This window comes from Bradyrhizobium sp. 521_C7_N1_3, assembly GCF_052075975.1.
Classification (GTDB): Bacteria; Pseudomonadota; Alphaproteobacteria; order Rhizobiales; family Xanthobacteraceae; genus Bradyrhizobium; species Bradyrhizobium japonicum.
This window is the reverse complement of record NZ_CP197232.1, coordinates 114,248-136,816: the sequence shown is the minus strand read 5'-3', so window position 1 is coordinate 136,816 and position 22,569 is coordinate 114,248. Positions and strand designations below refer to the sequence as shown.

At 63.9% G+C, this 22,569-nt stretch carries 24 protein-coding genes and 1 tRNA gene; 13 read left to right on the top strand and 12 right to left on the bottom strand.

Translation table 11 applies throughout. The annotated features are described in order from the left end of the window. Positions 1-67 precede the first annotated feature (67 nt). Positions 68-1,180: a tetratricopeptide repeat protein gene (locus tag AB7008_RS00590; RefSeq protein ID WP_441258258.1), complete on the top strand. Its 1,113-nt coding sequence runs from the start codon at positions 68-70 to the stop codon at positions 1,178-1,180. 175 nt (positions 1,181-1,355) lie between these two features. On the opposite strand, the gene AB7008_RS00585 is transcribed toward AB7008_RS00590, so the two are convergent. Beyond that, positions 1,356-1,994 (bottom strand): TetR/AcrR family transcriptional regulator, encoded by a 639-nt coding sequence (locus AB7008_RS00585; protein ID WP_304492197.1) that lies wholly within the window; start codon positions 1,992-1,994, stop codon positions 1,356-1,358. Between the two features lie 279 nt (positions 1,995-2,273). Between AB7008_RS00585 and AB7008_RS00580 the strand changes: the two genes are divergently transcribed. The 4 genes from AB7008_RS00580 to AB7008_RS00565 all read left to right on the top strand — a co-directional run bounded on the left by AB7008_RS00580 (position 2,274) and on the right by AB7008_RS00565 (position 6,865). Then, positions 2,274-3,077 carry an SDR family NAD(P)-dependent oxidoreductase gene (locus tag AB7008_RS00580; RefSeq protein WP_028155453.1) on the top strand — a complete coding sequence of 268 codons (804 nt, stop codon included), beginning with the start codon at positions 2,274-2,276 and terminating at the stop codon, positions 3,075-3,077. Between the two features lie 36 nt (positions 3,078-3,113). Continuing rightward, the gene (locus AB7008_RS00575; RefSeq protein ID WP_441258257.1) at positions 3,114-4,244 is read left to right on the top strand and encodes a DUF5938 domain-containing protein; all 1,131 of its coding nucleotides are present in this window, start codon (positions 3,114-3,116) and stop codon (positions 4,242-4,244) included. A 57-nt stretch (positions 4,245-4,301) separates the two neighbouring features. Beyond that, complete coding sequence (locus tag AB7008_RS00570; RefSeq protein ID WP_441258256.1) at positions 4,302-5,840, top strand: AMP-binding protein; 1,539 nt, start codon at positions 4,302-4,304, stop codon at positions 5,838-5,840. A gap of 173 nt (positions 5,841-6,013) precedes the next feature. After that, positions 6,014-6,865, top strand: coding sequence for a DUF1194 domain-containing protein (locus tag AB7008_RS00565; RefSeq protein WP_441258255.1), 852 nt, complete (start codon positions 6,014-6,016; stop codon positions 6,863-6,865). A gap of 183 nt (positions 6,866-7,048) precedes the next feature. Here the strand turns inward: AB7008_RS00565 and AB7008_RS00560 are convergent, their stop codons facing one another. Together AB7008_RS00560 and AB7008_RS00555 are read right to left on the bottom strand one after the other, a co-directional pair. After that, a complete protein-coding gene (locus AB7008_RS00560; protein ID WP_011083553.1) occupies positions 7,049-7,321 on the bottom strand; it encodes a DUF1150 family protein in 273 nt (90 codons plus the stop codon). A 51-nt stretch (positions 7,322-7,372) separates the two neighbouring features. After that, positions 7,373-7,798, bottom strand: a complete 426-nt coding sequence (locus AB7008_RS00555) for an Hsp20 family protein (protein WP_014438749.1) — start codon at positions 7,796-7,798, stop codon at positions 7,373-7,375. A 138-nt stretch (positions 7,799-7,936) separates the two neighbouring features. Between AB7008_RS00555 and AB7008_RS00550 the strand changes: the two genes are divergently transcribed. Then, positions 7,937-8,059: a hypothetical protein gene (locus tag AB7008_RS00550; RefSeq protein WP_441258254.1), complete on the top strand. Its 123-nt coding sequence runs from the start codon at positions 7,937-7,939 to the stop codon at positions 8,057-8,059. A 69-nt stretch (positions 8,060-8,128) separates the two neighbouring features. Here AB7008_RS00550 and AB7008_RS00545 read toward each other — a convergent pair whose 3' ends face one another. The 6 genes from AB7008_RS00545 to AB7008_RS00520 form a co-directional block, all read right to left on the bottom strand. Continuing rightward, complete coding sequence (locus AB7008_RS00545; RefSeq protein WP_038932745.1) at positions 8,129-9,214, bottom strand: sn-glycerol-3-phosphate import ATP-binding protein UgpC; 1,086 nt, start codon at positions 9,212-9,214, stop codon at positions 8,129-8,131. Between the two features lie 6 nt (positions 9,215-9,220). Then, positions 9,221-10,069, bottom strand: coding sequence for a sn-glycerol-3-phosphate ABC transporter permease UgpE (ugpE, locus tag AB7008_RS00540; protein WP_014490910.1), 849 nt, complete (start codon positions 10,067-10,069; stop codon positions 9,221-9,223). After that, the gene (ugpA, locus tag AB7008_RS00535) at positions 10,069-10,950 is read right to left on the bottom strand and encodes a sn-glycerol-3-phosphate ABC transporter permease UgpA (RefSeq protein WP_248880706.1); all 882 of its coding nucleotides are present in this window, start codon (positions 10,948-10,950) and stop codon (positions 10,069-10,071) included. The genes ugpE and ugpA overlap by 1 nt, the downstream gene beginning before the upstream one ends. Before the next feature lie 49 nt (positions 10,951-10,999). Then, complete coding sequence (ugpB, locus tag AB7008_RS00530) at positions 11,000-12,316, bottom strand: sn-glycerol-3-phosphate ABC transporter substrate-binding protein UgpB (RefSeq protein ID WP_028155447.1); 1,317 nt, start codon at positions 12,314-12,316, stop codon at positions 11,000-11,002. 388 nt (positions 12,317-12,704) lie between these two features. Then, positions 12,705-13,907: a CaiB/BaiF CoA transferase family protein gene (locus AB7008_RS00525; RefSeq protein WP_028155446.1), complete on the bottom strand. Its 1,203-nt coding sequence runs from the start codon at positions 13,905-13,907 to the stop codon at positions 12,705-12,707. A gap of 185 nt (positions 13,908-14,092) precedes the next feature. Beyond that, entirely contained in the window at positions 14,093-14,518 is a 426-nt protein-coding gene (locus AB7008_RS00520; RefSeq protein WP_014490914.1) for an organic hydroperoxide resistance protein, read from the bottom strand. A gap of 154 nt (positions 14,519-14,672) precedes the next feature. Between AB7008_RS00520 and AB7008_RS00515 the strand changes: the two genes are divergently transcribed. After that, a complete protein-coding gene (locus tag AB7008_RS00515; protein ID WP_028149792.1) occupies positions 14,673-15,131 on the top strand; it encodes a MarR family winged helix-turn-helix transcriptional regulator in 459 nt (152 codons plus the stop codon). Between the two features lie 5 nt (positions 15,132-15,136). Here the strand turns inward: AB7008_RS00515 and AB7008_RS00510 are convergent, their stop codons facing one another. The 3 genes from AB7008_RS00510 to AB7008_RS00500 all read right to left on the bottom strand — a co-directional run bounded on the left by AB7008_RS00510 (position 15,137) and on the right by AB7008_RS00500 (position 16,129). Further along, the gene (locus tag AB7008_RS00510; RefSeq protein ID WP_304492188.1) at positions 15,137-15,373 is read right to left on the bottom strand and encodes a GIY-YIG nuclease family protein; all 237 of its coding nucleotides are present in this window, start codon (positions 15,371-15,373) and stop codon (positions 15,137-15,139) included. A gap of 176 nt (positions 15,374-15,549) precedes the next feature. Further along, positions 15,550-15,625 (bottom strand) — tRNA-Ala (locus AB7008_RS00505). Positions 15,626-15,721: 96 nt separating this feature from the next. Next, positions 15,722-16,129, bottom strand: a complete 408-nt coding sequence (locus tag AB7008_RS00500; protein WP_014490916.1) for a TIGR02300 family protein — start codon at positions 16,127-16,129, stop codon at positions 15,722-15,724. Positions 16,130-16,299: 170 nt separating this feature from the next. On the opposite strand from AB7008_RS00500, the gene aroA reads away from it, so the two are divergent. The 6 genes from aroA (at position 16,300) to AB7008_RS00470 (ending at position 22,527) form a co-directional block, all read left to right on the top strand. Then, positions 16,300-17,637, top strand: coding sequence for a 3-phosphoshikimate 1-carboxyvinyltransferase (aroA, locus tag AB7008_RS00495; protein WP_441258253.1), 1,338 nt, complete (start codon positions 16,300-16,302; stop codon positions 17,635-17,637). Continuing rightward, positions 17,634-18,272, top strand: coding sequence for a (d)CMP kinase (cmk, locus tag AB7008_RS00490; RefSeq protein WP_441258252.1), 639 nt, complete (start codon positions 17,634-17,636; stop codon positions 18,270-18,272). The genes aroA and cmk overlap by 4 nt, the downstream gene beginning before the upstream one ends. A gap of 268 nt (positions 18,273-18,540) precedes the next feature. After that, entirely contained in the window at positions 18,541-20,244 is a 1,704-nt protein-coding gene (gene rpsA, locus AB7008_RS00485) for a 30S ribosomal protein S1 (RefSeq protein ID WP_014490919.1), read from the top strand. A 361-nt stretch (positions 20,245-20,605) separates the two neighbouring features. Then, on the top strand, positions 20,606-21,586 hold the full coding sequence (sppA, locus tag AB7008_RS00480) for a signal peptide peptidase SppA (protein WP_028149797.1): 981 nt from the start codon (positions 20,606-20,608) through the stop codon (positions 21,584-21,586). 171 nt (positions 21,587-21,757) lie between these two features. Continuing rightward, a complete protein-coding gene (locus tag AB7008_RS00475; protein ID WP_007598410.1) occupies positions 21,758-22,063 on the top strand; it encodes an integration host factor subunit beta in 306 nt (101 codons plus the stop codon). 71 nt (positions 22,064-22,134) lie between these two features. Then, entirely contained in the window at positions 22,135-22,527 is a 393-nt protein-coding gene (locus AB7008_RS00470; RefSeq protein WP_041957392.1) for a lipopolysaccharide assembly protein LapA domain-containing protein, read from the top strand. Positions 22,528-22,569 lie beyond the last annotated feature (42 nt).

The window sequence follows — 22,569 nt, the reverse complement described above, 5'->3', positions numbered from 1 at the left end:
GATGTTTCTCCGCCGGATTTGACCGTCGCGCGTCCCGGCGCGGCTTCGGTGCAGGGTTTTTTGAGCCATGAATTGCGCTTCGATCGGCCGGATTTTCGGCCTGCTTTGCTCGGTCACCATTGCCGTGACGGCTGCCGTTCATGCCGACGATGCATCCAACGACCGCGTCATCGCCGAAAAGACCGAGATCATCGCGGCTGATCCGACCAACGCGGTTGCCTACGAGCTGCGTGGCGAAGCCTGGTACCTGAAGCGCGACAAGGATCGCGCCTTCGAGGATTGCAGCGCCGCGATACGAATCGATCCGAATTTCGGGCGGGCTTACAACTGCCGCGGCCGCGCCTATTCGGCGAAGGGCGAACGGGACCGCGCTTTGGCCGATTACAACGAGGCCATTCGCCTCGATCCCGGCTACGGCCCGTCCTACACCTCCCGTGCCCTCGAATATTTCAACAAGCGCGATTTCGATCCCGCGATTACTGCCTTCACCGAGGCCGTCGAACGCAACCCCAAGCAAGCCTATTTTGCGGTCGTCATGAGAGGCGAGGCGTATGCGGCGAAGGGCGACACCGATCGCGCCGTCGCCGATTACAACGAGGCGATGCGCCGCAATCCCTCCGCCGCATGGCCCTACGAGCTGCGAAGCACCGCCCATTTCGAGAAGGGCGAGTTCGATGCAGCGCTCGACGACTGCAACAGCGCGGTCCGTCTGGAGCCCAAGAGCGCCGGCGGGCATTACTGCCGGGCCGTCGTCCTCCTGAAAAAGGACGACGCCGATGGTGCCATTCGGGAGTTCGACGAGGTCACGAGGATCGCCCCGGCGTTCGTGAAGGCCTATCTCGCGCGTGCCGTCGCTTGGCACAAGAAGGGCGACGACAAACATGCCATTGCCGATTTCGACGAAGCGATCAGGCTGCAGCCGGGAAATTCGACGGCCTACAACAATCGCGCCGCTGCGTTTCGCGACATGGGCGAGCACGATCGCGCGCTCGCCGACTACAACGAGGCGATCCGGCTCGATCCCAACAACCAGGTCGCGTTGGTCAATCGCGGCATCCTCTATATGAAACTGTCCGACGCCAAACATGCGCGCGCGGATTTCAAGAGCGTGCTCGCGCTGCCGCCGGGCGACCAATGGGCCGTGGAGACGGCGCGCGAAGGGCTTGGCTTTTTGAAGTGATACGAGAGCAGGGCGCGCTGCAACTCCACACCCCGTTATTGCGAGGAGCCACCCGGTCCCGCCTTCGGCGGGCCGGATGGCAGGCTTCGCTGCGCTCGCAATGACGAGGAGAGCGCAGGCGATCTATCACCCAAATGAAAACGGGCACGGCTTTCGCCGGCGCCGCTCGTGCGCGTCAGCAGACCGTCGGCAGCAGGCGCCGGACTTCGTCGAGCAGTTCGGAAATCGCCGTCTTGTCGCCCGCGAGGTGCCTAAGCAGCGCACTTTGGAATAGACCGTCGAACAGCGCATAGAGCGCGGCGGGCGACGACGCCGGCCGCTTGCCGCCGAGCTCGGCATAGCGGGAGGCGATGCGCCAGATCATCGCTTCCAGGCTCTTGTCGATCTCGAGTACATCCTTGCGAAACGCCGCCTCGAACATCGCCTGCGAGCGCAGGTCGTACCAAAGGCGGTGCATACGGGCTTCGTTCTGCAGCGTTGCTGCGAGCTTGGCGAGGAAACCCTCCGTCAATTCGTCGCGGCTCGTTGCTGTCGCGACGACATCGTCATATCGCGTCACGCACTTCGCCTTGTAGTGGCGGACGCAGCAGCAGATCAGGTCGAGTTTGTCGCTGAAATAATAGTGGAACACGCCGTGCGTGAACGCCGAGTTCTGCGCGATTTCGCGCAGGCTGGTGCGTGCGAAGCCGAGCTCTCCAAGCGTTTCGAGCGCGGCCTCGGCAAGCTCGACGCGCCGCGCGTTGAACTTCTCGTCGCGCAGCACCTCGGCCGCATCAGCCACACGCCGGGCCGCTCCCGTCACCTGCCGCGCCATCTCGTCCCTTCCTCAGTCCCGTTCTTTCAAGGACTTATACCGCGTCGACCGCGGAATGCTCCATCCCCTCACAACCACTTCCTTTGACAACTGTCAAATTCGTTCTTGACAAGTGTCAAGATTTTGGCGGAGGTTCGCACCAAGAATTTGGACAGTCGTCAAGACGTCCGACCATGGAGGAACGCTTCGCTGGGTGCCGCCGAAAGGCCTGCGCCCATCGACCTGGTGCGCGCCGATTGGCGCGGCACGAATCGATCACCAGCAACGGAGGAGTGCGTCATGAGTGGGAAGAGCCTTGCAGGCAGGAAAGCCCTGGTCACCGGCGGTGCCCGAGGAATCGGCGCGGCCATCGCGCAAGCGTTGGCGCGAGCCGGCGCCTCGATCATGATCGCCGACATCCTGGAAGAGACCGGCCGCGCCAGCGCAGCCGCTATCGCGAAGGAAGACGTCGCCACGGGCTTCGTCCAGCTCGACGTCACCGACGACGCTCAATGGGAGCGGGCGGTTGCCAAGACCGTCGCAACCCTCGGCGGCTACGACATTCTGATCAACAATGCCGGCATCGAGATCACGTCGCTGATCTCCGAGGTCAAGGCCGAGGACGCGCGGCGGATGTGCGACGTCAACATCGTCGGCACCGTGCTCGGCATGAAGCACGCCTTCCGTGCCATGCGCCCGGGCGGGCCGGCCGGCAAGGGCGGCGCCGTCGTCAACATCGCCTCGGTTGCGGCAACGATCGCCTTCCCGAGCATCGCGGTCTATTCGGGCACCAAATCCGCGGTTGACCGCATGACGCGGGTCGGAGCGATGGAAGCCGGCAAGCTCGGTTTCGGCGTGCGCGTCAACTGCATCTATCCTGGCCTGATCCCGACCGACATGGGCATGCAGCTCGCCAACGACATCGTCAAGGTCGGGCTCGCGGCTGACGTCAACGCCGCAGTCGGCTCGGTGGTGGAGCAAACCCCGCTCGGCCGTCTCGCCGAGGTCACGGACATCGGCGATGCCACGGTGTTCCTGTGCTCGAACGAGGCGCGCTTCATCACCGGCATCGGACTGCCGGTCGATGGCGGCATGGGCATGTAGCAAACAACCAGACACCGAACATTTCGGAGGAACGCAATGAGTGCGAAGAAACCCGTCATCGTCTATGGCGCGTCCGGCTACACCGGCCGGCTGGTCTGCGAATATCTGCGCGAGTACAACATCCCCTTCATCGCTGCCGGCCGCAGCACCGAGAAGCTCAACGCTGCAATGAAGGCGAACGTGGCCGGCATCGAAACCGCCGACTACGAGGTGGTGGAAGTGCCGCACACCGTGGCTGCGCTGACTGAATTGTTCAATGGCGCCTCGGTGGTGCTCAACACCGTCGGCCCCTTCGCCAAGTTCGGCGGCGAGGTGGTGCAGGCCTGCTGGGCTTCCAGGTGCCACTACACCGACACCACCGGCGAGCAGGACTGGCTGATCACGCTCGAGCAGGAGTGGGGCACGAAGTTCGCCAATGCCGGGCTGCTGTTGGCGCCAGGCATCGCGCAGATGTACACTACCGGCGAGATCGCCGCGCAGCTGTGCCTGGAGACGCCCGGCCTCGACACGCTGGACATTGCCGTGTTCTGGGGTGGCAGCCCGACCATCGCATCGACGCAGACCATCCTGGTCAACGCCGCGATGGCCAAGGCCTACTACCTGGAGCAGAACAAGTACGTCGAGCATCAGCCCGATGCCGGCCTCTACAACCTCGCCATCCCCGGTCAGCACGAGCTGGCGCTAGCGTTGCCCTGGGGAGGCACCTCGCACCCGGTGTGGTTCAAGCGCGATCCGCGCGTGGCCAACGTGAAGGTGCTGGGCGGCGTGTTCAATCGCGCGCTGATGCTGGGCGTGCCGCAGATCGTCGCGGCCGCGCTGGAGGCGACCAAGGACATGAATCCCGACGATCGCTACGCCGCATTGGCGCAGACCGCCGCCGGTGTGATGAACACCATGCCGCCGCGCGAGAACCCGCGCGTCAACAAGTCGATGGATTCGGTGCATGCCTCCGGCCCGTTGGGGCGCGCGCACTGCATCATCTACGGCAACAGCAACTACAAGCAGACCGGCTTGCTGCAGGCCTATGCCGCGGCGCACCTGCTGCAGCAGCCGCCGAAGCGCGTGGGGTTCGCCTCCGGCTGCCAGGCGTTCGGCCATCACGAGCTGCTCGGGCAGTTGCGCAGCTTCGGGCTCGTCAGCAAGCCGGTTCTGACCGTGCACGATTGAGTAAATCACGGGTGACGCGGACCTCCGCGTCACCCGCTACCGCTTCGGGTGTTGATCATGCGTTTCATCGATTACCTGGACAAAGGTGCCTCGCTCGGCGCCGACGCGCCGTGCCTCACCATGGATGGCCGCGACCTCAGCTATCGCGACGTGCAGTTGCTGAGCTACCGCGTCGCGCGCGGGCTCGCGCGATCGGGGATTGCTGCCGGCGAGAAGGTCGCAATCCTGTCCGGCAACGATCCGGTCGCGTTTGCCTGCGTGTTCGGCATTTCCCGCGCGGGCTCGGTCTGGTGCCCGATCAATCCGCGTAATGAGGCGGCCGAAAATCGGCTCATCCTCGAGCAATTTGACTGCAGCCTGCTGTTGTTTCATTCAAGCTTCGCGTCGATGGTCGAGGCGGTGCGTGCAGAGCTGCCAAAGCTGCGCGCCGTCGTCTGCCTCGATGCTGAGTTGTCCTTCGCGCCATCGTTCGACAGCTGGCTCGCCGGTCTTGCAGACGACCACTATCAACGCGAGACGATCGACGATCTCGCGATGATCCCGGGCACCGGCGGCACCACCGGCAAGCCGAAGGGGGTCATGCTGTCGGGCCGCAACATCGAGGCGATGACGGCACTGACGCTGATGGGCTATCCCTTCAAGGGCCGCCCGGTCTACCTCGCGCTTGCGCCGCTGACCCACGCGGCCGGCGTGCTGTGTTTCCCGATCATGGCGCTCGGCGGCCGCATCGTGATCATGCATCACCCCGACATCGCAGAATTTCTCGATCTGATCGAGCGCTATCGCGTCACGCACACCTTCCTGCCGCCGACCGTGATCTACATGCTGCTCGATCATCCGAAGCTCGACTCCGCGCGGCTCGGGTCTCTGCAATGTTTCTGGTACGGCGCGGCGCCGATCTCGGCCGCGCGGCTTGCGGAGGCGCTCCAGCGTATCGGGCCGATGGCGCAGTTGTTCGGTCAGACCGAAGCGCCGATGATGATCTCGATGATGGCACCTAGCGAGCATTACAATGCCGACGGCACGATCGCGATGGAGCGTCTCGCCTCGGCCGGGCGGATCAGCCCGCTGGTGCAGGCCGGCATCATGGATGGCGACGGCAATTTGCTGCCGACCGGCGCCCGCGGCGAGATCGTGGTCCGCGGCTCGCTGGTGATGGAGGGCTATTACAAGAATCCCGAGGCTACGGCGGAAGCCTCCGCACATGGCTGGCACCACACCGGCGACATCGGCTACATCGACGGCGACGGCTACCTCTATATCGTCGATCGTGCCAAGGACATGATCATCACCGGCGGGTTCAACGTCTACTCGATCGAGGTCGAGAACGCGCTGCGGGCGCATGAGGCGGTGCAGGATTGCGCCGTGATCGGGCTGGCGGACGAGAAATGGGGTGAGCGGATCGTCGCCGTCGTGCAGCCCCGCGCCGGCCAAAGCGTCGATGCGACGGCGCTGGCGGCCTTCGTCAAGCAGCGGATCGGCAGCGTCAAGACACCGAAACAGATCGAAGTCTGGGACGATCTGCCGCGCTCCAAGGTCGGCAAGGTGCTGAAGCCGGACATCCGCGCGCGGCTGGCGGAGCGTTCAGGCTGCTGAGGCGCATCTTATTGCAGCGCCCATCGCTTCGAAGATATCCGCGAGACGCGCTGACGCGGACATTCGCGCGGGCCTGGAACTCTCATCCGAGTCTGGGCAGGCAAACGCATGTTTCCGCTTTTCGATGCACGTTTTGGGTGTCACCATGCTTTTGAACGGACGGGAGGGCCGCCATGCGCTGGTGTGTCTCGGTCGGGGCGGTGCTTGTTGCGGGGGCGATCGTCGGAGGTGACGTTGCCAGCATTGCCGCGCCGGGCCAGAAATCAGGGATAGCCGACGCCAGGCACAGCGCACTGTCCGTCAATGTCGAGCTCGTTATCGCCGTCGACATCTCCTATTCGATGGATATGGACGAACTCGCCGTTCAGCGCGAGGGCTATGCACAGGCCATCGTCTCGAAAGAGTTTCTTCAGGCGCTAAGCGCCCGTCCGGCCAGCAAGGTGGCTCTGACCTATTTTGAGTGGTCGATGTCGGGCGACGAGAGGATCATCATTCCCTGGCGGGTGATCGACGGTCCGGAATCGGCGGACGCCGTGGCGGCCGAGATCATGAAGGCTCCGATTCGCCGAGGTTCGAGTACCTCGATCTCCGGCGCGATCAATTTCGCAGTGCGGCTGTTCGAAGAGAATCCCTATCGCGGGTCGCGGCGCGTCATCGATATTTCCGGCGATGGGCCGAACAACGACGGAGACCCCGTGACCGGCGCGCGCGACGCTGCCGTTGAGAAGGGTATCATCATCAACGGCCTGCCGATCATGGTGAAGGAGCCGTCCTTTGCAACGACCGATATCGAGAACCTCGATCTCTATTACGAGGACTGCGTGATCGGAGGGCCGGGCGCCTTCATCATGACAATCAAGGATCGCGAAAAATTCCAGGAAGCGATCCGGACCAAGCTTGTTCTCGAAGTTGCGGGGCTGACGCCGGAGGGGAGGATCGTCCGAACCGCCGAGAATGAGCCCCGGGTGTCCTGTCTGGCCGGCGAAGAAAAATGGCGGGAGCGCCGGCGACGGATCATGCGCTAGTTGCCCGTCAGCAAGGCGAACCGACGCCGGTCGATCGCCTCACGCGCCACCAGCCCTGCCGCCCTGCAAAGATCTGGCGCATAGAGTTGGCAGCGCCGCTCCTGCTTCTCGGCCCATAAAAAATGCGCGGGCCGCCTTGAGGCATGCCTGCGCGTTTGAATTCGTCAGCTGTGCGCGCCTGCGTCAGTGCACGCTCACCGCTTGCAGCTCGTTGCTCCAGGCGTTGGCGACTGCGGCTTCGCGGCTGTCGGTCAGCATGATCGGCGTGCCGTCTGCGGCGTGGAGCGCGAAGAGCTTGAGGCCCGGCGCGATTTTCGGCGCTTCGGGAAACAGGCCCGGCACATCCTCGGAGCGGATCTGCTTCACATAGGCGATATGGCCTTCGCCGAGGGTTGCCAGCGTCTCGGGCGAGACGTTCTTGGCTTCGTATTCGAACGCAACGTGACCTTCACTCATGGTCTCGACTCCTTCACAGAAACTAAGCGGTCGAGTCCGCTACTCGTTCCATTATTCGTGCTCATTGATAGCGATTGTCTTAACGATCCTCTCCGGTTCAGGCCGGGCAAGATCGACCGACAGCAGCCCGTTCTTCAGATCCGCACCCAGCACGAGCATCCCCTCCGCCAGCACGAAGGTGCGCTGGAAGTGGCGCGCGGCGATGCCGCGATGGATGTATTGCCGGGTCTTGTCGTCCTGCTGACGCCCGCGAATCACGAGCTGGTTTTCCTCAATGGTTACATCGAGTTGGTCGCGGGTGAATCCGGCGACTGCCAGCGTGATCCGCAGCCGCTCGGGCTGGCCGTCCGATCGGTCGCACCTCTCGATATTGTAGGGAGGGTAGCCGTCGGCGCCTTTGACGACGCGGTCGAGCACACGCTCGATCTCGTCGAAGCCCAGAAGGAACGGACTGGAAAGCGTTGGAACACGAGACATAGTTTACAAAGTCCTCTCGAAGCGACTTTGGCATTTCAGGGCCCGGAAGCGGCGCCCCTTGGTCAGCAATATGGTCATAACCCCGTGTCGGTTCAAGGACGTAGCCGGGGGCCTTTGGATGGGCCATGTCGCCGCGCCATGGCGCAGATCGTCATGGCCGGGCTTGTCCCGGCCATCCACGACCTCACGCGGCGCGCCAAGAACGTGGATGCCCGGAACGAGCCCGGGTATGACGAATCGACGAACGATTTATCTCAATGAAAACAAGCCCCTGGCTACTGTGCATGGGGTTGTTTTTCACGTTTTTGATCGGCCGGCCCTCGGAACCGGTCAGGCCTCGATCCGCGTCCGCCCGTCACCGCTGAAAAGGTGCAGTTTCGGCCGCACCGCCGCGACGCGGATCCTCGCACCGATGGCGGGGGCCTCGGTTCCGGGAATGCGGACGATGACCTCGCCGGGCGGCAGCTCGCCCGGGGTGGCGGCGACGCGCTGCTCGTCCTGGGCGCGCGTGCCGTAGACGAAGGTTTCCGCGCCGACGCGCTCGATGGCTTCCACGGTCAGCGGCAATGCGACACCGCCGGCCGGGGTCTGGTCGGTGATGACGAAATCTTCCGGGCGGATGCCGAGGATGCCGGCCTCGGTCGCGCTGCCGCCGAGCTGCGATTTGATCTCATCGGCGCGCGTCGACATTAGGTTCATCGGCGGCGCCCCGATGAAGGAGGCGACGAAGGTCGTTGCCGGCTTTTCGTAGATCGCCAGCGGATTGCCGACCTGCTCGACCTGGCCGCCGTTCATCACCACGAGAATATCGGCGAGCGTCATCGCCTCGAGCTGGTCGTGGGTGACGTAGATCGACGTCGTGTTGAGCCGGCGCTGCAATTTGCGGATCTCGACTCGCATCGCGATGCGCAGCTTGGCATCTAAGTTCGACAGCGGCTCGTCGAACAGAAACACTTTTGGCTGGCGCACGATGGCGCGGCCCATGGCGACGCGCTGGCGCTGGCCGCCGGAGAGCTGGCGCGGCTTGCGCTCCAGCATCGGCGCGAGCTCGAGCACGCGCGCGGCTTCCTCGACGCGGGTCTTGACCTCGGCTTCCGCCATGCCGCGGTTGCGCAGGCCGTAGGCCATGTTGTTGTAGACGCTCATATGCGGGTAGAGCGCGTAGTTCTGGAACACCATCGCGATGTCGCGATCGGCGGGCTCGATCTGGTTGACGACGCGGCCACCGATGTCGATCTCACCGCCGGTGACGGTCTCGAGCCCCGCGACCATGCGCAGCAGCGTGGACTTGCCGCAGCCGGAGGGACCGACCAGCACGCAGAACTGACCGTCGGCGACGTCGACATTGACGCCCTTGATGGCCTCGAAGCCGCCCGTATAGGTCTTGCGGACGTTGCGCAGGGTGACGTTAGCCATGAAAACTCACTTTTCGGTCTCGACCAGGCCGCGCACGAACAATTTCTGCATGGCGACGACGACGAACACCGGCGGCAGCATCGCCAGCACGGCCGTCGCCATCACGATTGGCCATTCGGTCAGCGCATCGGTGGTGGTGATCATCTTGCGGATGCCGACCTGGATGGTCTGCATGTCGTCGCGCGTGGTGATCAGCAGCGGCCAGAGATATTGATTCCAGCCGAGGATGAAGAGGATCACGAACAGCGCCGCCATGTTGGTGCGCGACAGTGGCAGCAACGTATCCCAGAAGAAACGCAAGGGGCCGGCGCCGTCGATGCGCGAGGCCTCCAGCAGCTCGTCCGGCACGGTCATGAAGAACTGGCGGAACAGCAGCGTCGCGGTGGCCGACGCGATCAGCGGCAGCGCGAGGCCGGCATAGCTGTCGAGCATGTGCAGGTCGGCGACGATCTTGTAGGTCGGGTAGATGCGCACCTCGACCGGCAGCATCAACGTGATGAAGATGATCCAGAAGATCGCCATCCGGAACGGAAAGCGGAAATACACGATCGCATAGGCCGAGATGATCGAGATCGCGATCTTGCCGATCGCGATCGCCAGCGCCATCACCAGCGAGTTCAGCATCATGTTGCCGACGGGCTCGCGGGTCGAGCCGCTCGTGCCGACGAAGATGGTCTGGTAGTAGACCTCGAAGAAGTGCCCGCCGGGCAGCAGCGACATCTGACCGTTGGCGATCAGCGCGTTGTCCTGGGTCGAGGCGACGATCGCGATGTAGACGGGGAATGCGACGATCGCGATCCCGACCCAGAGGATGAAATGGGCGACGTAGCGCCTGATGCCCTCGTCCTCGACCATCAGTAGGTCACCTTGCGTTCGACGAAGCGGAACTGGATTCCCGTCAGCACGATCACCATGACCATCAGGATCACCGATTGCGCCGCGGAGCTGCCGAGATTGCCGCCCAGCAGGCCGTCGGAATAGACCTTGTAGACCAGCGTGACCGTCGACGTGCCGGGACCGCCGCGGGTCATGGTGTCGATGATGCCGAAGGTGTCGAAGAAGGCGTAGACGATGTTGACGACCAGCAGGAAGAAGATCGTGGGCGACAGCAGCGGGAAGGTCACGGTCCAGAACCGGCGCATCGGACGGGCGCCGTCGATCGCGGCGGCCTCGAACACGCTTCGGGGGATGGCCTGCAGGCCGGCGAGGAAGAACAGGAAATTATAGGAGATCTGCTTCCACGCCGCGGCGAGGATAATCAGCGCCGCCGCCTGGTTGCCGTCGAGCAGCGGATTCCAGTCGACGCCCAGGCCGCGCAGATAGCGCGACAGCACGCCGAGCGAGGGATGCAGCATGAAGATCCAGAGCACGCCGACGACGGGCGGCGCCACCGCATAGGGCCAGATCAGCAGCGTGCGGTAGAGCATCGAGCCGCGCAGCGGCTTGTCGGCCATCACGGCGAGCAGCAGCGCAAACGACAGCGACGACACGGCGATCGCGAACGAGAAGAAGAAGGTCCGGACGATCGCCTCGAAATAGGCGGGGTCCTTGAACAGCTCGATGTAATTCTCGAACCAGACAAAGGTGCTCGAGAGACCGAAAGCATCCTGGAGCAGGAAGGACTGGATCACCGCCTGCAGGGCCGGCCAATAGAAGAATATCAGGACGATCGCGAGCTGCGGCGCAACCAGCGCGTAGGGCAATAGCTTTGATTGGAAAATGGCTTGCTTTTGCATGATGCCAGCTGAAGCGGCAGGCCGGCTTACCGGCCTGCCGCTGATCGCCTCACTTGACGGCGGTCTTTTCGAACTGACGCAGCATCGTGTTGCCGCGCTCGACGGCGGCGTCGAGCGCCTGCTTGGCGGTCTTCTTGCCGGCCAGCGCCTGCTCGATCTCTTCCGACCAGACGTCACGGAGCTGAACCATGTTACCGAGACGCAAGCCGCGCGAATTCTCGGTCGGCTCCTTGTTGGTCAGCTCGAGCAGCGGGGTCTCGAGATAGGGCTGATCCTTGTAGAAACCTTCTTCCTTCGCCTTGGCGTAGGCCGCCTTGGTGATCGGCAGATAGCCCGAGGCCTTGTGGATGTAGACTTGGCGATCGGTGTCCGAGAGGAAGGTCAGGAACTTCGCGACGCCCTTGTATTCCGCGGCCGACTTGCCGCCCATGACCCAGAGCGAGGCGCCGCCGATGATCGAGTTCTGCGGCGCGCCCTTGGCGTCCGGATAATAAGGCATCGGCACGGCGGTGAAGTTGAACTTGGCCTGCGCCTTGACGTTGCCGAAGAACGCCGACGAGGTCAGGTAGATCGGGCATTCACCCGAGGTGAAGCGGCCTTCGCCGGTGTTGGTGCGGCCGGCATAGTCGTAGGTCTTGTTCTTCTGGAGCTCGACCAGGGTTTCGAGATGCTTGACCTGGAGCGGGCCGTTGAACTCCAGCACGGTGTCGAAACCGTCGAGGCCGTTGGCCTTGCTGGCGAGCGGCACGTTGTGCCAGGCGGAGAGCTGCTCGAGATTGACCCAGGTGACCCAGGAGCCGGAGAAGCCGCAGGTGTCATGACCCGCAGCCTTCAGCTTCTTGGCGGCCTCGAACGTTTCGGGCCAGGTCTTGGGGATCTCGACGTTCGCCTTCTTGAGCTCGTCGAGGTTGACCCACATGACGGTCGACGACGAGTTGAACGGGAAGGACAGCATCTCGCCCTTCGAGGTCGAGTAGTAGCCGGTGATGGCGGGCAGGTAGATCTTGGGGTCGAACTTCTCGCCGGCCTCGGCCATCAGCTTGTAGACGGGTTTTACGGCGCCGGTCGCGGCCATCATGGTCGCGGTGCCGACTTCGAACACCTGCATGATGTGCGGGGCATTGCCGGCGCGGAACGCCGCGATGCCGGCGTTCATCGTATCGGGATAGTTGCCCTTGTAGGTCGGGATCACCTTGTAGTCGGTCTGCGAGGCGTTGAAGTCGGTGGCGAGCTTGACGATGACGTCATTGTTGGCGCCGGTCATCGCGTGCCACCACTGGATTTCGGTCACGGCCAAGGCCGGCGATGCGCCCATGCCGATCGTGATTGCAACTGCGGCAGCCGCCCCAAAGTGTCGAAGAGCCATCAAGTAAACCTCCCTTGGCCGTCAAAAAGAAGCGCTTGCGCTAGCAGCGCCATATGACGTTCACATGACTGTGTAAGCGGGAGAAACGAAAGCAGCAAGCGCGGCCAAAAGGGAAGCCGTTAAATAGGCGAATGCCGAGCGCGCAGCCTCCTCCGTTCCCGGTGCACATGCGTGCCCGCGCCGCAGTGCGGCATCATTGTGTGAGGCTGAAGATCAGGCCGCAGGCTCAAAAACCTCTCCCGCTTGCGGGAGAGGTCGCGTCGGAGGCGCGGGTGAGGGCTCTATCCTCTGGGGGATTGTCCCATTGCGGAGACACCCTCTCCCCAACCCTCTCCCGCAAGCGGGAGAGGGAGCGCACCTGCCCTGGCGCTCGATCGTCGTCGTTGTCTCAGCGCTTGCGCTCGGGGCCGCAGACGGTGCCCTTTTCGACCATCGCGTCGATCTCCGATTTGGAGTAGCCGAACTCGCCCAGCACCTCCTGGGAGTGCTGGCTGAATTTCGGCGGCAGGCGGCGCAGGCTCGGCTTGCTGCGATCGAGCCGGATCGGCGAGGCCACGCCCTTGTACCAGTCCTTCTCGATGACATCGCCGCGGGCGATCGTGTGCGGGTTCGTCAACGCCTGGTCGATCTTCTGCACCGGACCTGCGGGCAGGCCGGCGGCGAGCAGACGATTGCACAGCGGCTCGGCCTCGTGCTGGCTGAACACGGCGGCAAGCTCGGCCCGCAGCGCCTCGCGATTGGCGATGCGGTCCTTGTTGCGGGCAAAGCGCGGATCGGTGCCGAGCTCGGGCTTGCCGATTTCCTTGGCGAGCTTGCGGAAGGTGCCGTCATTGCCGACACCGATGAAGATGTCGTCGGTCCTGGTCGGGAAGATCGCGTAAGGCACGAGATTGGGATGCTCGTTGCCGGTGAGCGACGGCGGCTTGCCGTGCATGAAATAATTCGCGGTGTGCGGATGCATGATGGCAAGGCCGGTCTCATAGAGCGTCGTCTCCAGGAACTGGCCCTGGCCCGAGCGCTGCCGCTCCGACAGCGCCATCAGGATGCCGATCGCCGCATAGAGGCCGGTGGTGATGTCGACGAGCGGCACGCCGATCCGCATCGGTCCGCTCTCGGGCGAACCGGTCGCCGCGATCATGCCGGTCATGGCCTGGATGATGGCGTCATAGCCGGGATTGCCGCCGCGCGGTCCGTCGGCGCCGAAGCCGCAGATTCGGCAATGCACGAGGCGCGGGAATTTCTTGCTGAGCACATCGTTGCCAATGCCCCATTTTTCCAGCGTGCCCGGCTTGAAATTCTCGATCAGGACGTCGGCGGTCTCGAGCATCTTGAGCAGCACGACACGGCCGCCTTCGGAGGCGAGGTCGAGGCCGATCGAGCGCTTGTTGCGGTTGATGCCGATGAAATAGGCCGCGTCTTCCTCATGGAACGGAGGGCCCCAGTCGCGCACCTCGTCACCGGCGGGCGGCTCGACCTTGATCACGTCGGCGCCGTGGTCGGCGAGGATCTGGGTGCAGTAGGGACCGCCGAGCACGCGCGTGAGATCGATGACGCGCAGTCCGCTCATTGCGCCCAAAACGGCTTCAGTCATGCCTTCGCTTCCCCTGTCTCGATCGTTGATCACAGGCCTAGCGAGGTTTTTTTGCGCCAGCAATGGCTTGGTGCGTAGGGGCGTATGCGGTGCCGCCGTGCAATCCCGCGGCGTGGCAAAACAACGAAACTAAAGGGAAGCGGCCGGCCCGAGGGGGATCTCGGGCCAGCCAATCCGCCGTTTGATCAGACGACCGTCAGGCGAACGTCGACATTGCCGCGCGTGGCATTGGAGTAGGGGCACACCTGGTGGGCCTTCTCGACCAGCGCCTCGGCCTCCGCGCGGGCAAGGCCCGGCAGCGAGACGGCAAGATCGATGTCGAGACCGAAGCCGCCGGCCGAGCGCGGGCCGATGCCGACCGTGGAGGTGACCGAGGCGTCAGCCGGAACCTTCGGGCCGCCCTGCGAGGCCACGAACTTCATCGCGCCGATGAAGCAGGCGGCATAGCCGGCCGCAAACAGCTGCTCCGGATTGTTTCCGGCGCCGCCGCCGCCGCCGAGCTCCTTCGGCGTCGTGAGCTTGACGTCGAGCGCGCCGTCGAGGGTCGCCGCATGGCCGTCGCGGCCGCCGGTGGCCTTGGCGCTGGTCTTGTACAGGACGTTCACGGACATTTTCGTCTCCTCAGGTCTTCGGGTTGGGGTGGAACCTACATCGCAAACAATTAGATTGTGTGCAATTGAAATCTGCATGCCTCACATTTAATTGTTCGCAATTGAATGTACGGCCGCCCGGTCCCAGAATGGAGGAAACCGCGTGAGATTCTCGATGCCCCGGAAATTATCGGCGCTGGACCCGCAGCGCCTCGACAACCAGATCTGCTTCGCGGTCTATTCGGCCGCACATGCCTTCAACCGCGTCTACAAGCCGCTGCTCGACCGGCTCGGCCTGACCTACCCGCAATATCTGGTGATGCTGGTGCTGTGGGAGCGCGACGACGTGCCGGTCAAGGACATCGGCGAGAAGCTGTTCCTGGATTCGGGCACGCTGACGCCGCTGCTCAAGCGCCTCGAGGCCGCGCACCTCGTCAGGCGCACGCGCTCGCGCGAGGACGAACGTCAGGTGCTGATCGCGCTGACCCCGCAGGGCCACGCCTTGAAGGAAAAAGCGCGCGCCGTGCCGCAGTCGATCCTGGCGGCGTCGGATTGCTCGGTGTCGGAGCTGGTCGCGATGAAGGACGAGATCGTCGCGCTGCGCGATCGGTTGAATGCGGTGATCGGGGAGTAGGGGGGTCAGAAGTGCTTCTTCGCGAAGGCACGCCCCGAGCCCGATTTCAGGTATCGCTCTAACGCGACAGCGCGTGCCGCGTCATCAAAAGCGAAATAGGTCCGAATTCTCCAAGGCCCATATTTCGACGTGTGTGGCACCTCGCCGGCGTTATGTTTTGCTAAACGAGCCCGTAGGTCGTCGGTGATGCCGACGTAGAAATGCTCGGAATCGAGACTTTCGAGGATATAAACGTATTTCATTCCGCTTCCTCCCCCGGAGGGCAGGATAGCAGCTTGGAACCATCTCGGGGCTTCGTTGGTGATCCTCGATGAAGTCCGCCGCCGCCCTTCGGGCTATGGCGGGACAGCCTCCGCTCACTTCGCTACGAGGGACTTCCCGGGCTTGCCCAGCCGAAGCTCGCGAAGCGAGCGAAGGCTGGTGGAGCCAGGCGGGATCGAACCGCCGACCTCTTGCATGCCATGCAAGCGCTCTCCCAGCTGAGCTATGGCCCCTTAGTCTTCCAGTTGGGAGGATCCTGGTGGATCACTCCCGACCGCCGAGCCTGGTGACTCGCGCGGTGCACCCTTTTTCACAGATCAGGGCTGATCTCAAGTCTCTTCATCACCTCCGACATCACCAATGATGTCGGTCACGTCCTCATCGCCCTCTTCTTCGTCGGCGATGAAGGTCGAATCATCGTCATCGTCGTCGTCGATGGTCTCGTCGACCTCGATATCGTCCTCGGATTCGGGCACCACCGCCTTGACCTTGCCGGTGTTCTCCTCGGCATCGGCCTCCTCGAGCGAGACCTCTTCGACCTCTGCCGGCTCCGGCGCGGTGTCGGCGGCCGCTGCGTGGCGGGCTTCGGCGCCGCGGGTTGCGCGAGCCGGCGCCACGGGCGCGATCGGCACGACCTCGCCGGTATAGGGCGAGATCACCGGATTCTTGTTGAGGTCGTAGAATTTCTTGCCCGTGGTCGGGCAAATACGTTTGGTTCCGAGTTCGGACTTGGCCACGGCAGGAATCCTGGGAATGTCTGAAAAGCGGTGTTTCACTTGGCTAGTTGGCGGCCCGCTGTCAATAGCGCATTACGGGAGAAAGACATGCCCGTGACGGCGGGCAGACCTTGTGGTACCTGCCCCGCGAGCCCCGCAGGGATGTTTCGGGCCTATCCAAGGACACAAACTTGACTGATTCCGACAAGCCGACGCCGCTTCAGTCGCGCGCAAGCGGCCCCCTGACCGGGAAAGTACGGGTCCCCGGGGACAAGTCGATCTCCCACCGTGCCCTCATCCTCGGCGCGCTCGCGGTTGGCGAGACCCGGATTTCGGGCCTGCTCGAGGGCGAGGACGTCCTCAACACCGCAAAATCCATGCAGGCGCTGGGCGCCAGGGTCGAGCGCACCGGCGATTTCGCCTGGAAGGTGAACGGCGTCGGCGTCGCCGGCTTTGCCGAGCCCAAGGCAGCGCTCGATTTTGGCAACTCCGGCACCGGCTGCCGTCTCGTCATGGGCGCCGTCGCCGGCTGCCCGATGTCGGCGGTTTTCGACGGCGATGCCTCGCTGCGCAGCCGTCCCATGCGCCGGATCCTCGACCCGCTCGAGAAGATGGGCGCCAAAGTGGTGTCTGGCGGCGAGGGCGGCCGTCTGCCGCTAACCGTCCAGGGCGCGCGCGATCCGCTGCCGATCACCTACAGGACCCCGGTCGCCTCGGCCCAGATCAAATCGGCCGTGCTGCTCGCGGGCCTGGCCGCGCCCGGCGCCACGACGGTGATCGAGACCGAGGCCAGCCGCGACCATACCGAGCTGATGCTGAAGCACTTTGGCGCCGACATCACGTCCGCGCAGGAGGGCCAGCACGGCCGCCGCATCACGCTGGTTGGGCAGCCCGAACTGCACGGCGCCACCGTCGTGGTGCCCGCCGATCCCTCCTCTGCCGCCTTCCCGATCGTTGCCGCGCTGATCGTCGAAGGTTCGGATGTCGTCCTGTCCGACGTCATGACCAATCCGCTGCGCACCGGCCTGTTCACGACGCTGCGTGAAATGGGTGCCTCGATCGAGGAAAGCGAGGTCCGTGGTGACGCCGGCGAGCCGATGGCGCAGCTGCGCGTGCGCGCGTCGAAACTGCGCGGCGTCGAGGTTCCGCCGGAACGGGCGCCCTCGATGATCGACGAATATCTCGTGCTGGCGGTGGCGGCCTCATTCGCCGAGGGCACGACCATCATGCGCGGCCTTCAGGAGTTGCGCGTCAAGGAATCCGATCGGCTTGAGGCCACCGCCGACATGCTCCGCGTCAATGGCGTGAAGGTCGAGGTCTCCGACGACGATCTGATCGTCGAGGGGCGCGGCCACGTTCCGGGCGGCGGCACAGTCGCCACGCACATGGATCATCGCATCGCGATGTCCGCGCTGGTGATGGGCTGCGCCTCCGACCAGCCCGTGACCGTCGACGACACCGCCTTCATCGCCACCAGTTTCCCGGATTTCATTCCGATGATGCGTTCGCTTGGGGCCGAGTTTTCATGATCATCGCCATCGACGGGCCCGCGGCCTCGGGCAAGGGGACGCTCGGCAAGCGCCTCGCCCATCATTACGGCTATCGTCATCTCGATACCGGCGTCATCTACCGCGCGGTGGCCTATGCCCTGATGGAATCCGGTCACGATCTCCGGGACGAGGCGGCTGCTGTGCAGGCTGCGCTGGACCTTGATCCCGAAAAGTTCGGCAATCCCGCCCTGAAGACCCAGGAGGCCGGCGAGGGCGCCTCGATCGTCTCGGCGATCCCCAGGGTTCGCGAGGTCCTGCTCAATTTCCAGCGGCAATTCGCCGCCGATCCGCCCGGCGCCGTGCTCGACGGCCGGGACATTGGAACCGTGATCTGCCCCCATGCCGACGTGAAGATTTTCGTGGTCGCCGATCCCAAGGTCCGCGCCCGCCGCCGGACCATGGAGGCCAAGGCGAGGGGCGAGGAGGCGGACGAGGCGGCGGTGCTCGCCGACATCATCCGGCGCGACGAGCGCGACAAGAACCGGCCGATTGCGCCCCTGAAGCCGGCCCCGGATGCTTACTTGCTAGATAACTCCCAACTGGATATAGAAGGCGGCGTCCGGGCCGCCATCGACATTATCGAGGCCGTCCGAGCGGGCCGGTCGCGGGGTTAAGCCGCCGCCGTCATTGGAGGAAGCGCCCGCTCCCGCTCTTTGAGGTCGATAACCCCGGTCCCCTGTTTGGGCCCGGCGCGAGATCCAGGCTCCGGACTAAGATTTCCACGTATCGAACGCGCGGGCCTCAGCCGGCCCGCTTCCGCTGTTCCGCCTCCATGCCGGAGCAGCGAGCGGTCGCTCGAAGGTCTTGCGGACCTTCCGACACTGCGTGTGCGATACGCCCTTGAACCCAACGGCCGGCACGACATCCGCAACTGGAGAACAAATGGCTTCGACTTCTGCTGATACCTATAGCCCGTCGCGTGACGATTTCGCCGCGATGCTCGACGAGTCCTTCGCGGGTGGCAACCTGCAGGAAAGCTCCGTCGTCAAGGGCAAGGTGGTTGCAATTGAAAAAGACATGGCCGTCATCGACGTCGGCCTGAAGACCGAGGGCCGCGTTGCCCTGCGCGAATTTTCCGGCCCCGGCCGTGACAGCGAGATCAAGGTCGGCGACGAGGTCGAAGTGTTCCTCGATCGCATCGAGAACGCCCTCGGCGAAGCCGTGCTGTCGCGCGACAAGGCGCGCCGCGAGGAGAGCTGGGGCAAGCTCGAGAAGGCCTTCCAGAACAACGAGAAGGTCAACGGCGTCATCTTCAACCAGGTCAAGGGCGGCTTCACCGTCGACCTCGACGGTGCCGTGGCCTTCCTGCCGCGCTCGCAGGTCGACATCCGTCCGATCCGCGACGTTGCGCCGCTGATGAACAACTCGCAGCCGTTCCAGATCCTCAAGATGGATCGCCGCCGCGGCAACATCGTCGTCTCCCGCCGCACGGTGCTGGAAGAGACCCGCGCCGAGCAGCGTCAGGAGCTGGTGCAGAACCTCGAAGAGGGTCAGGTCATCGACGGCGTGGTCAAGAACATCACCGATTACGGTGCGTTCGTTGATCTCGGCGGTATCGACGGTCTGCTGCACGTCACCGACATCGCGTGGCGCCGCGTCAACCACCCGACCGAGGTGCTCTCGATCGGCCAGACCGTGAAGGTCAAGATCATCAAGATCAACCACGAGACGCACCGCATCTCGCTGGGCATGAAGCAGCTGCTGGACGATCCGTGGCAGGGCATCGAAGCCAAGTACCCGCTGGGTGCCCGCTTCACCGGCCGCGTCACCAACATCACCGACTACGGTGCGTTCGTCGAGCTCGAGCCGGGCATCGAAGGCCTGATCCACGTCTCCGAGATGTCGTGGACCAAGAAGAACATGCACCCCGGCAAGATCGTTTCGACCTCGCAGGAAGTCGAAGTGCAGGTGCTGGAAGTCGATTCCGTCAAGCGCCGCATCTCGCTCGGCCTCAAGCAGACCATGCGCAACCCCTGGGAGGTCTTCGTCGAAGGTCACCCGACCGGTTCGGTGGTCGAGGGCGAAGTCAAGAACAAGACCGAGTTCGGTCTGTTCCTGGGCCTCGAGGGCGACGTCGACGGCATGGTCCATCTCTCCGACCTCGACTGGAAGCTTCCGGGCGAGCAGGTGATCGACAACTACAAGAAGGGCGACGTGGTGAAAGCCGTGGTGCTCGATGTGGACGTCGAGAAGGAGCGCATCTCGCTCGGCATCAAGCAGCTCGAAGGCGACCCCTTCGCCGAGCCGGGCGATGTCAAGAAGGGCGCGGTCGTGACCTGCGAAGTGCTCGAAGTGAAGGAAAGCGGCATCGAGGTGAAGATCACCGGTACCGACTTCTCGACCTTCATCAAGCGTTCGGAGCTCGCCCGTGACCGCAACGACCAGCGCGCCGAGCGCTTCGCCGTCGGCGAGAAGGTCGATGCCCGCGTGATCCAGTTCGACAAGAAGGCCCGCAAGGTCCAGGTGTCGATCAAGGCGCTCGAAGTCGCCGAAGAGAAGGAAGCCATCGCGCAGTACGGCTCCTCCGATTCGGGGGCGACGCTCGGTGACATCCTCGGCACCGCGCTCAAGAACCGCGACAAGTAAGCGAAACACCCGTTTCGCAACCATCAAAGCCCCGGCGCGAGCCGGGGCTTTTTTGTTGTGGCATGCTTCACTGTCGTCCCGGGGCGCGCGAACCGCGAGCCCGGGATCCATAACCACAGGATCGAGTTTGGCGAAGACTCGTGGTTGCCAACTCGCGCGACAACTTCTCCCTGGGGGTATGGGTCCCCGCGCCCCGTGCGCAATTGCGCACTAGGCGGGGACGACATCTGAGGGCTGCGCTCCATCCGAGCTGCGCCAGCCTTGTTTTCTTCAAATTACGCCGCAATTGATGTATCCAGATAAGCCAATGGTCACGCTGTGACGGCACAACGCGCCCGGCCTTTCATTTGGAGATATTCCGATGTCGCTCGATTCGGACATCATCGTCGATCGCCGCAGGATTCGTCGCAAGCTGACGTTCTGGCGCGTGATGGCTGCGTTGATCGCGATCGCGGCGATTGCGGGCTTCGCGCTGATCGCGACACCCGGTGCGCGCGGCACGTTCGCATCCGCCGGTTCGATCGCGCGGGTCCAGATCGATGGCCTGATCCGCAGCGACTCCGATCGCACCCAGGCGCTGGAGCGACTGGAGAACTCGCAGGCCGCCGCCGTCATCATTCACATCAACTCGCCGGGTGGCACCACCGCCGGCTCCGAGCAGCTTTATGACTCGCTTGTGCGGCTGAAGGCGAAGAAGCCGCTGGTCGTCGTGGTCGAAGGCCTCGCCGCGTCCGGAGGTTACATCACCGCGATCGCGAGCGACCACATCATTGCCCAGCAGAGCTCGCTGGTCGGTTCGATCGGCGTGCTGTTCCAGTTTCCCAACGTCACCGAGCTGCTGAAGACCGTCGGTGTGAAGGTCGAGGAGGTCAAATCCTCGCCGCTGAAGGCCGCGCCGAACGGTTTTGAGCCGACCAGCCCCGAGGCCCGCGCCGCGCTCGATGCGCTGGTGAAGGATTCCTATGCCTGGTTCAAGGGATTGGTGAAGGAGCGGCGTGGCATGGATGACACGCAGCTCGAAAAAGTCGCCGATGGCCGCGTCTTCACCGGACGCCAGGCGATCGATCTCAAGCTGATCGATCAGCTCGGCGACGAGAAGACCGCCGTGACCTGGCTGGTCGAGCAGAAGGGCGTCAAGAAGGGCCTCACCGTCCGCGATTACAAGCTCCAGCCCCGCTTTGGCGATCTGCCATTCCTCAAAACGGCTGCCGTCGTCACGCTGGAAGCGCTTGGTTTAGGCTCGATTGCGCATCAGATCGGGCAAACCGGCGTCGCGCAGGCCGTCGATCGGCTCGGAATGGATGGAATGCTGGCCCTGTGGCAGCCGGCCGCGTCAAATTGATGGAACCGGGCGAGCTTCAGAAGCTTTTCCCGCCTCACGGGTGGTGGGGCAGCCCGCTTTTTCGGCATTTGTCACGCATTTTCCCGACGCTCAACCTTCATTTAGCGTCTTGACAGATCACAGTATTTTCACGGAAATGGTCATCCGCACGCTTCCGGGTCCTATCTCTCGATGATCAAATCCGAACTTGTTCAGCGCATCGCCGAGCACAACCCGCATCTGTACCAGCGGGATGTCGAGAACATTGTGAATGCGATTCTCGAAGAGATCGTAGCGGCTCTCGCGCGCGGTGATCGCGTCGAGTTGCGCGGCTTCGGTGCCTTCTCGGTCAAGCATCGCCCTGCACGCGCAGGGCGCAATCCGCGCACCGGCGCCCATGTGCCCGTCGACCAGAAGAGCGTTCCGTTCTTCAAGACCGGCAAGGAAATGCGCGAACGGCTGAACCGCGACCATCCGGATCCAGGCGCGCCAGACTGAGACCGGCGTCAGGGTTTTCCGCGATCGCGAGAGAAGCGGCCGGAAGCTTGATTCAAGGCGAGCGAAGCGAGATGCGAAAGTTCCTGACCGCGCTGATCGTGATTCCGGTGGGCCTGATCCTGGTGACCTTCGCCGTCGCCAACCGGCATTCCGTCACGGTCTCTTTCGACCCCTTCATTACAAACGACCCGTCATTCTCGGTGACGTTGCCGTTGTTCCTGCTCCTCATCCTGGTAGCGGCCCTCGGGGTCCTCGCGGGCGGCTGCGCGGTCTGGCTCGGCCAGCGGCACTGGCGGCGCGCGGCGCGCCGGAATGATGCGGATGCGCGGGCTGCCAGGACCGAATTGGCCGATCTGCGGGCCCAGGCGGCCGCAGCGAAGCCCCAGCCCCGGCACCTCCCCGTTCCCGCCGGGGTTGGCCTTTACGGGCCCATCGGGCGAGACAAGCAGCGCGCGACGTTGTAGAAGCGGCCGCAACCGAAAACCCGGTTTTACGGCCGCAGACCC

Excerpts from the sequence above, each read along its gene's own strand:
- AB7008_RS00590 (WP_441258258.1), top strand. The coding sequence starts at position 68 with ATGAATTGCGCTTCGATCGGCCGGATTTTCGGCCTGCTTTGCTCGGTC.
- AB7008_RS00585 (WP_304492197.1), bottom strand. The coding sequence starts at position 1,994 with ATGGCGCGGCAGGTGACGGGAGCGGCCCGGCGTGTGGCTGATGCGGCC.
- AB7008_RS00580 (WP_028155453.1), top strand. The coding sequence starts at position 2,274 with ATGAGTGGGAAGAGCCTTGCAGGCAGGAAAGCCCTGGTCACCGGCGGT.
- AB7008_RS00575 (WP_441258257.1), top strand. The coding sequence starts at position 3,114 with ATGAGTGCGAAGAAACCCGTCATCGTCTATGGCGCGTCCGGCTACACC.
- AB7008_RS00570 (WP_441258256.1), top strand. The coding sequence starts at position 4,302 with ATGCGTTTCATCGATTACCTGGACAAAGGTGCCTCGCTCGGCGCCGAC.
- AB7008_RS00565 (WP_441258255.1), top strand. The coding sequence starts at position 6,014 with ATGCGCTGGTGTGTCTCGGTCGGGGCGGTGCTTGTTGCGGGGGCGATC.
- AB7008_RS00560 (WP_011083553.1), bottom strand. The coding sequence starts at position 7,321 with ATGAGTGAAGGTCACGTTGCGTTCGAATACGAAGCCAAGAACGTCTCG.
- AB7008_RS00555 (WP_014438749.1), bottom strand. The coding sequence starts at position 7,798 with ATGTCTCGTGTTCCAACGCTTTCCAGTCCGTTCCTTCTGGGCTTCGAC.
- AB7008_RS00550 (WP_441258254.1), top strand. The coding sequence starts at position 7,937 with ATGGCGCAGATCGTCATGGCCGGGCTTGTCCCGGCCATCCACGACCTC.
- AB7008_RS00545 (WP_038932745.1), bottom strand. The coding sequence starts at position 9,214 with ATGGCTAACGTCACCCTGCGCAACGTCCGCAAGACCTATACGGGCGGC.
- ugpE (WP_014490910.1), bottom strand. The coding sequence starts at position 10,069 with ATGGTCGAGGACGAGGGCATCAGGCGCTACGTCGCCCATTTCATCCTC.
- ugpA (WP_248880706.1), bottom strand. The coding sequence starts at position 10,950 with ATGCAAAAGCAAGCCATTTTCCAATCAAAGCTATTGCCCTACGCGCTG.
- ugpB (WP_028155447.1), bottom strand. The coding sequence starts at position 12,316 with ATGGCTCTTCGACACTTTGGGGCGGCTGCCGCAGTTGCAATCACGATC.
- AB7008_RS00525 (WP_028155446.1), bottom strand. The coding sequence starts at position 13,907 with ATGACTGAAGCCGTTTTGGGCGCAATGAGCGGACTGCGCGTCATCGAT.
- AB7008_RS00520 (WP_014490914.1), bottom strand. The coding sequence starts at position 14,518 with ATGTCCGTGAACGTCCTGTACAAGACCAGCGCCAAGGCCACCGGCGGC.
- AB7008_RS00515 (WP_028149792.1), top strand. The coding sequence starts at position 14,673 with ATGCCCCGGAAATTATCGGCGCTGGACCCGCAGCGCCTCGACAACCAG.
- AB7008_RS00510 (WP_304492188.1), bottom strand. The coding sequence starts at position 15,373 with ATGAAATACGTTTATATCCTCGAAAGTCTCGATTCCGAGCATTTCTAC.
- cmk (WP_441258252.1), top strand. The coding sequence starts at position 17,634 with ATGATCATCGCCATCGACGGGCCCGCGGCCTCGGGCAAGGGGACGCTC.
- rpsA (WP_014490919.1), top strand. The coding sequence starts at position 18,541 with ATGGCTTCGACTTCTGCTGATACCTATAGCCCGTCGCGTGACGATTTC.
- sppA (WP_028149797.1), top strand. The coding sequence starts at position 20,606 with ATGTCGCTCGATTCGGACATCATCGTCGATCGCCGCAGGATTCGTCGC.
- AB7008_RS00475 (WP_007598410.1), top strand. The coding sequence starts at position 21,758 with ATGATCAAATCCGAACTTGTTCAGCGCATCGCCGAGCACAACCCGCAT.
- AB7008_RS00470 (WP_041957392.1), top strand. The coding sequence starts at position 22,135 with ATGCGAAAGTTCCTGACCGCGCTGATCGTGATTCCGGTGGGCCTGATC.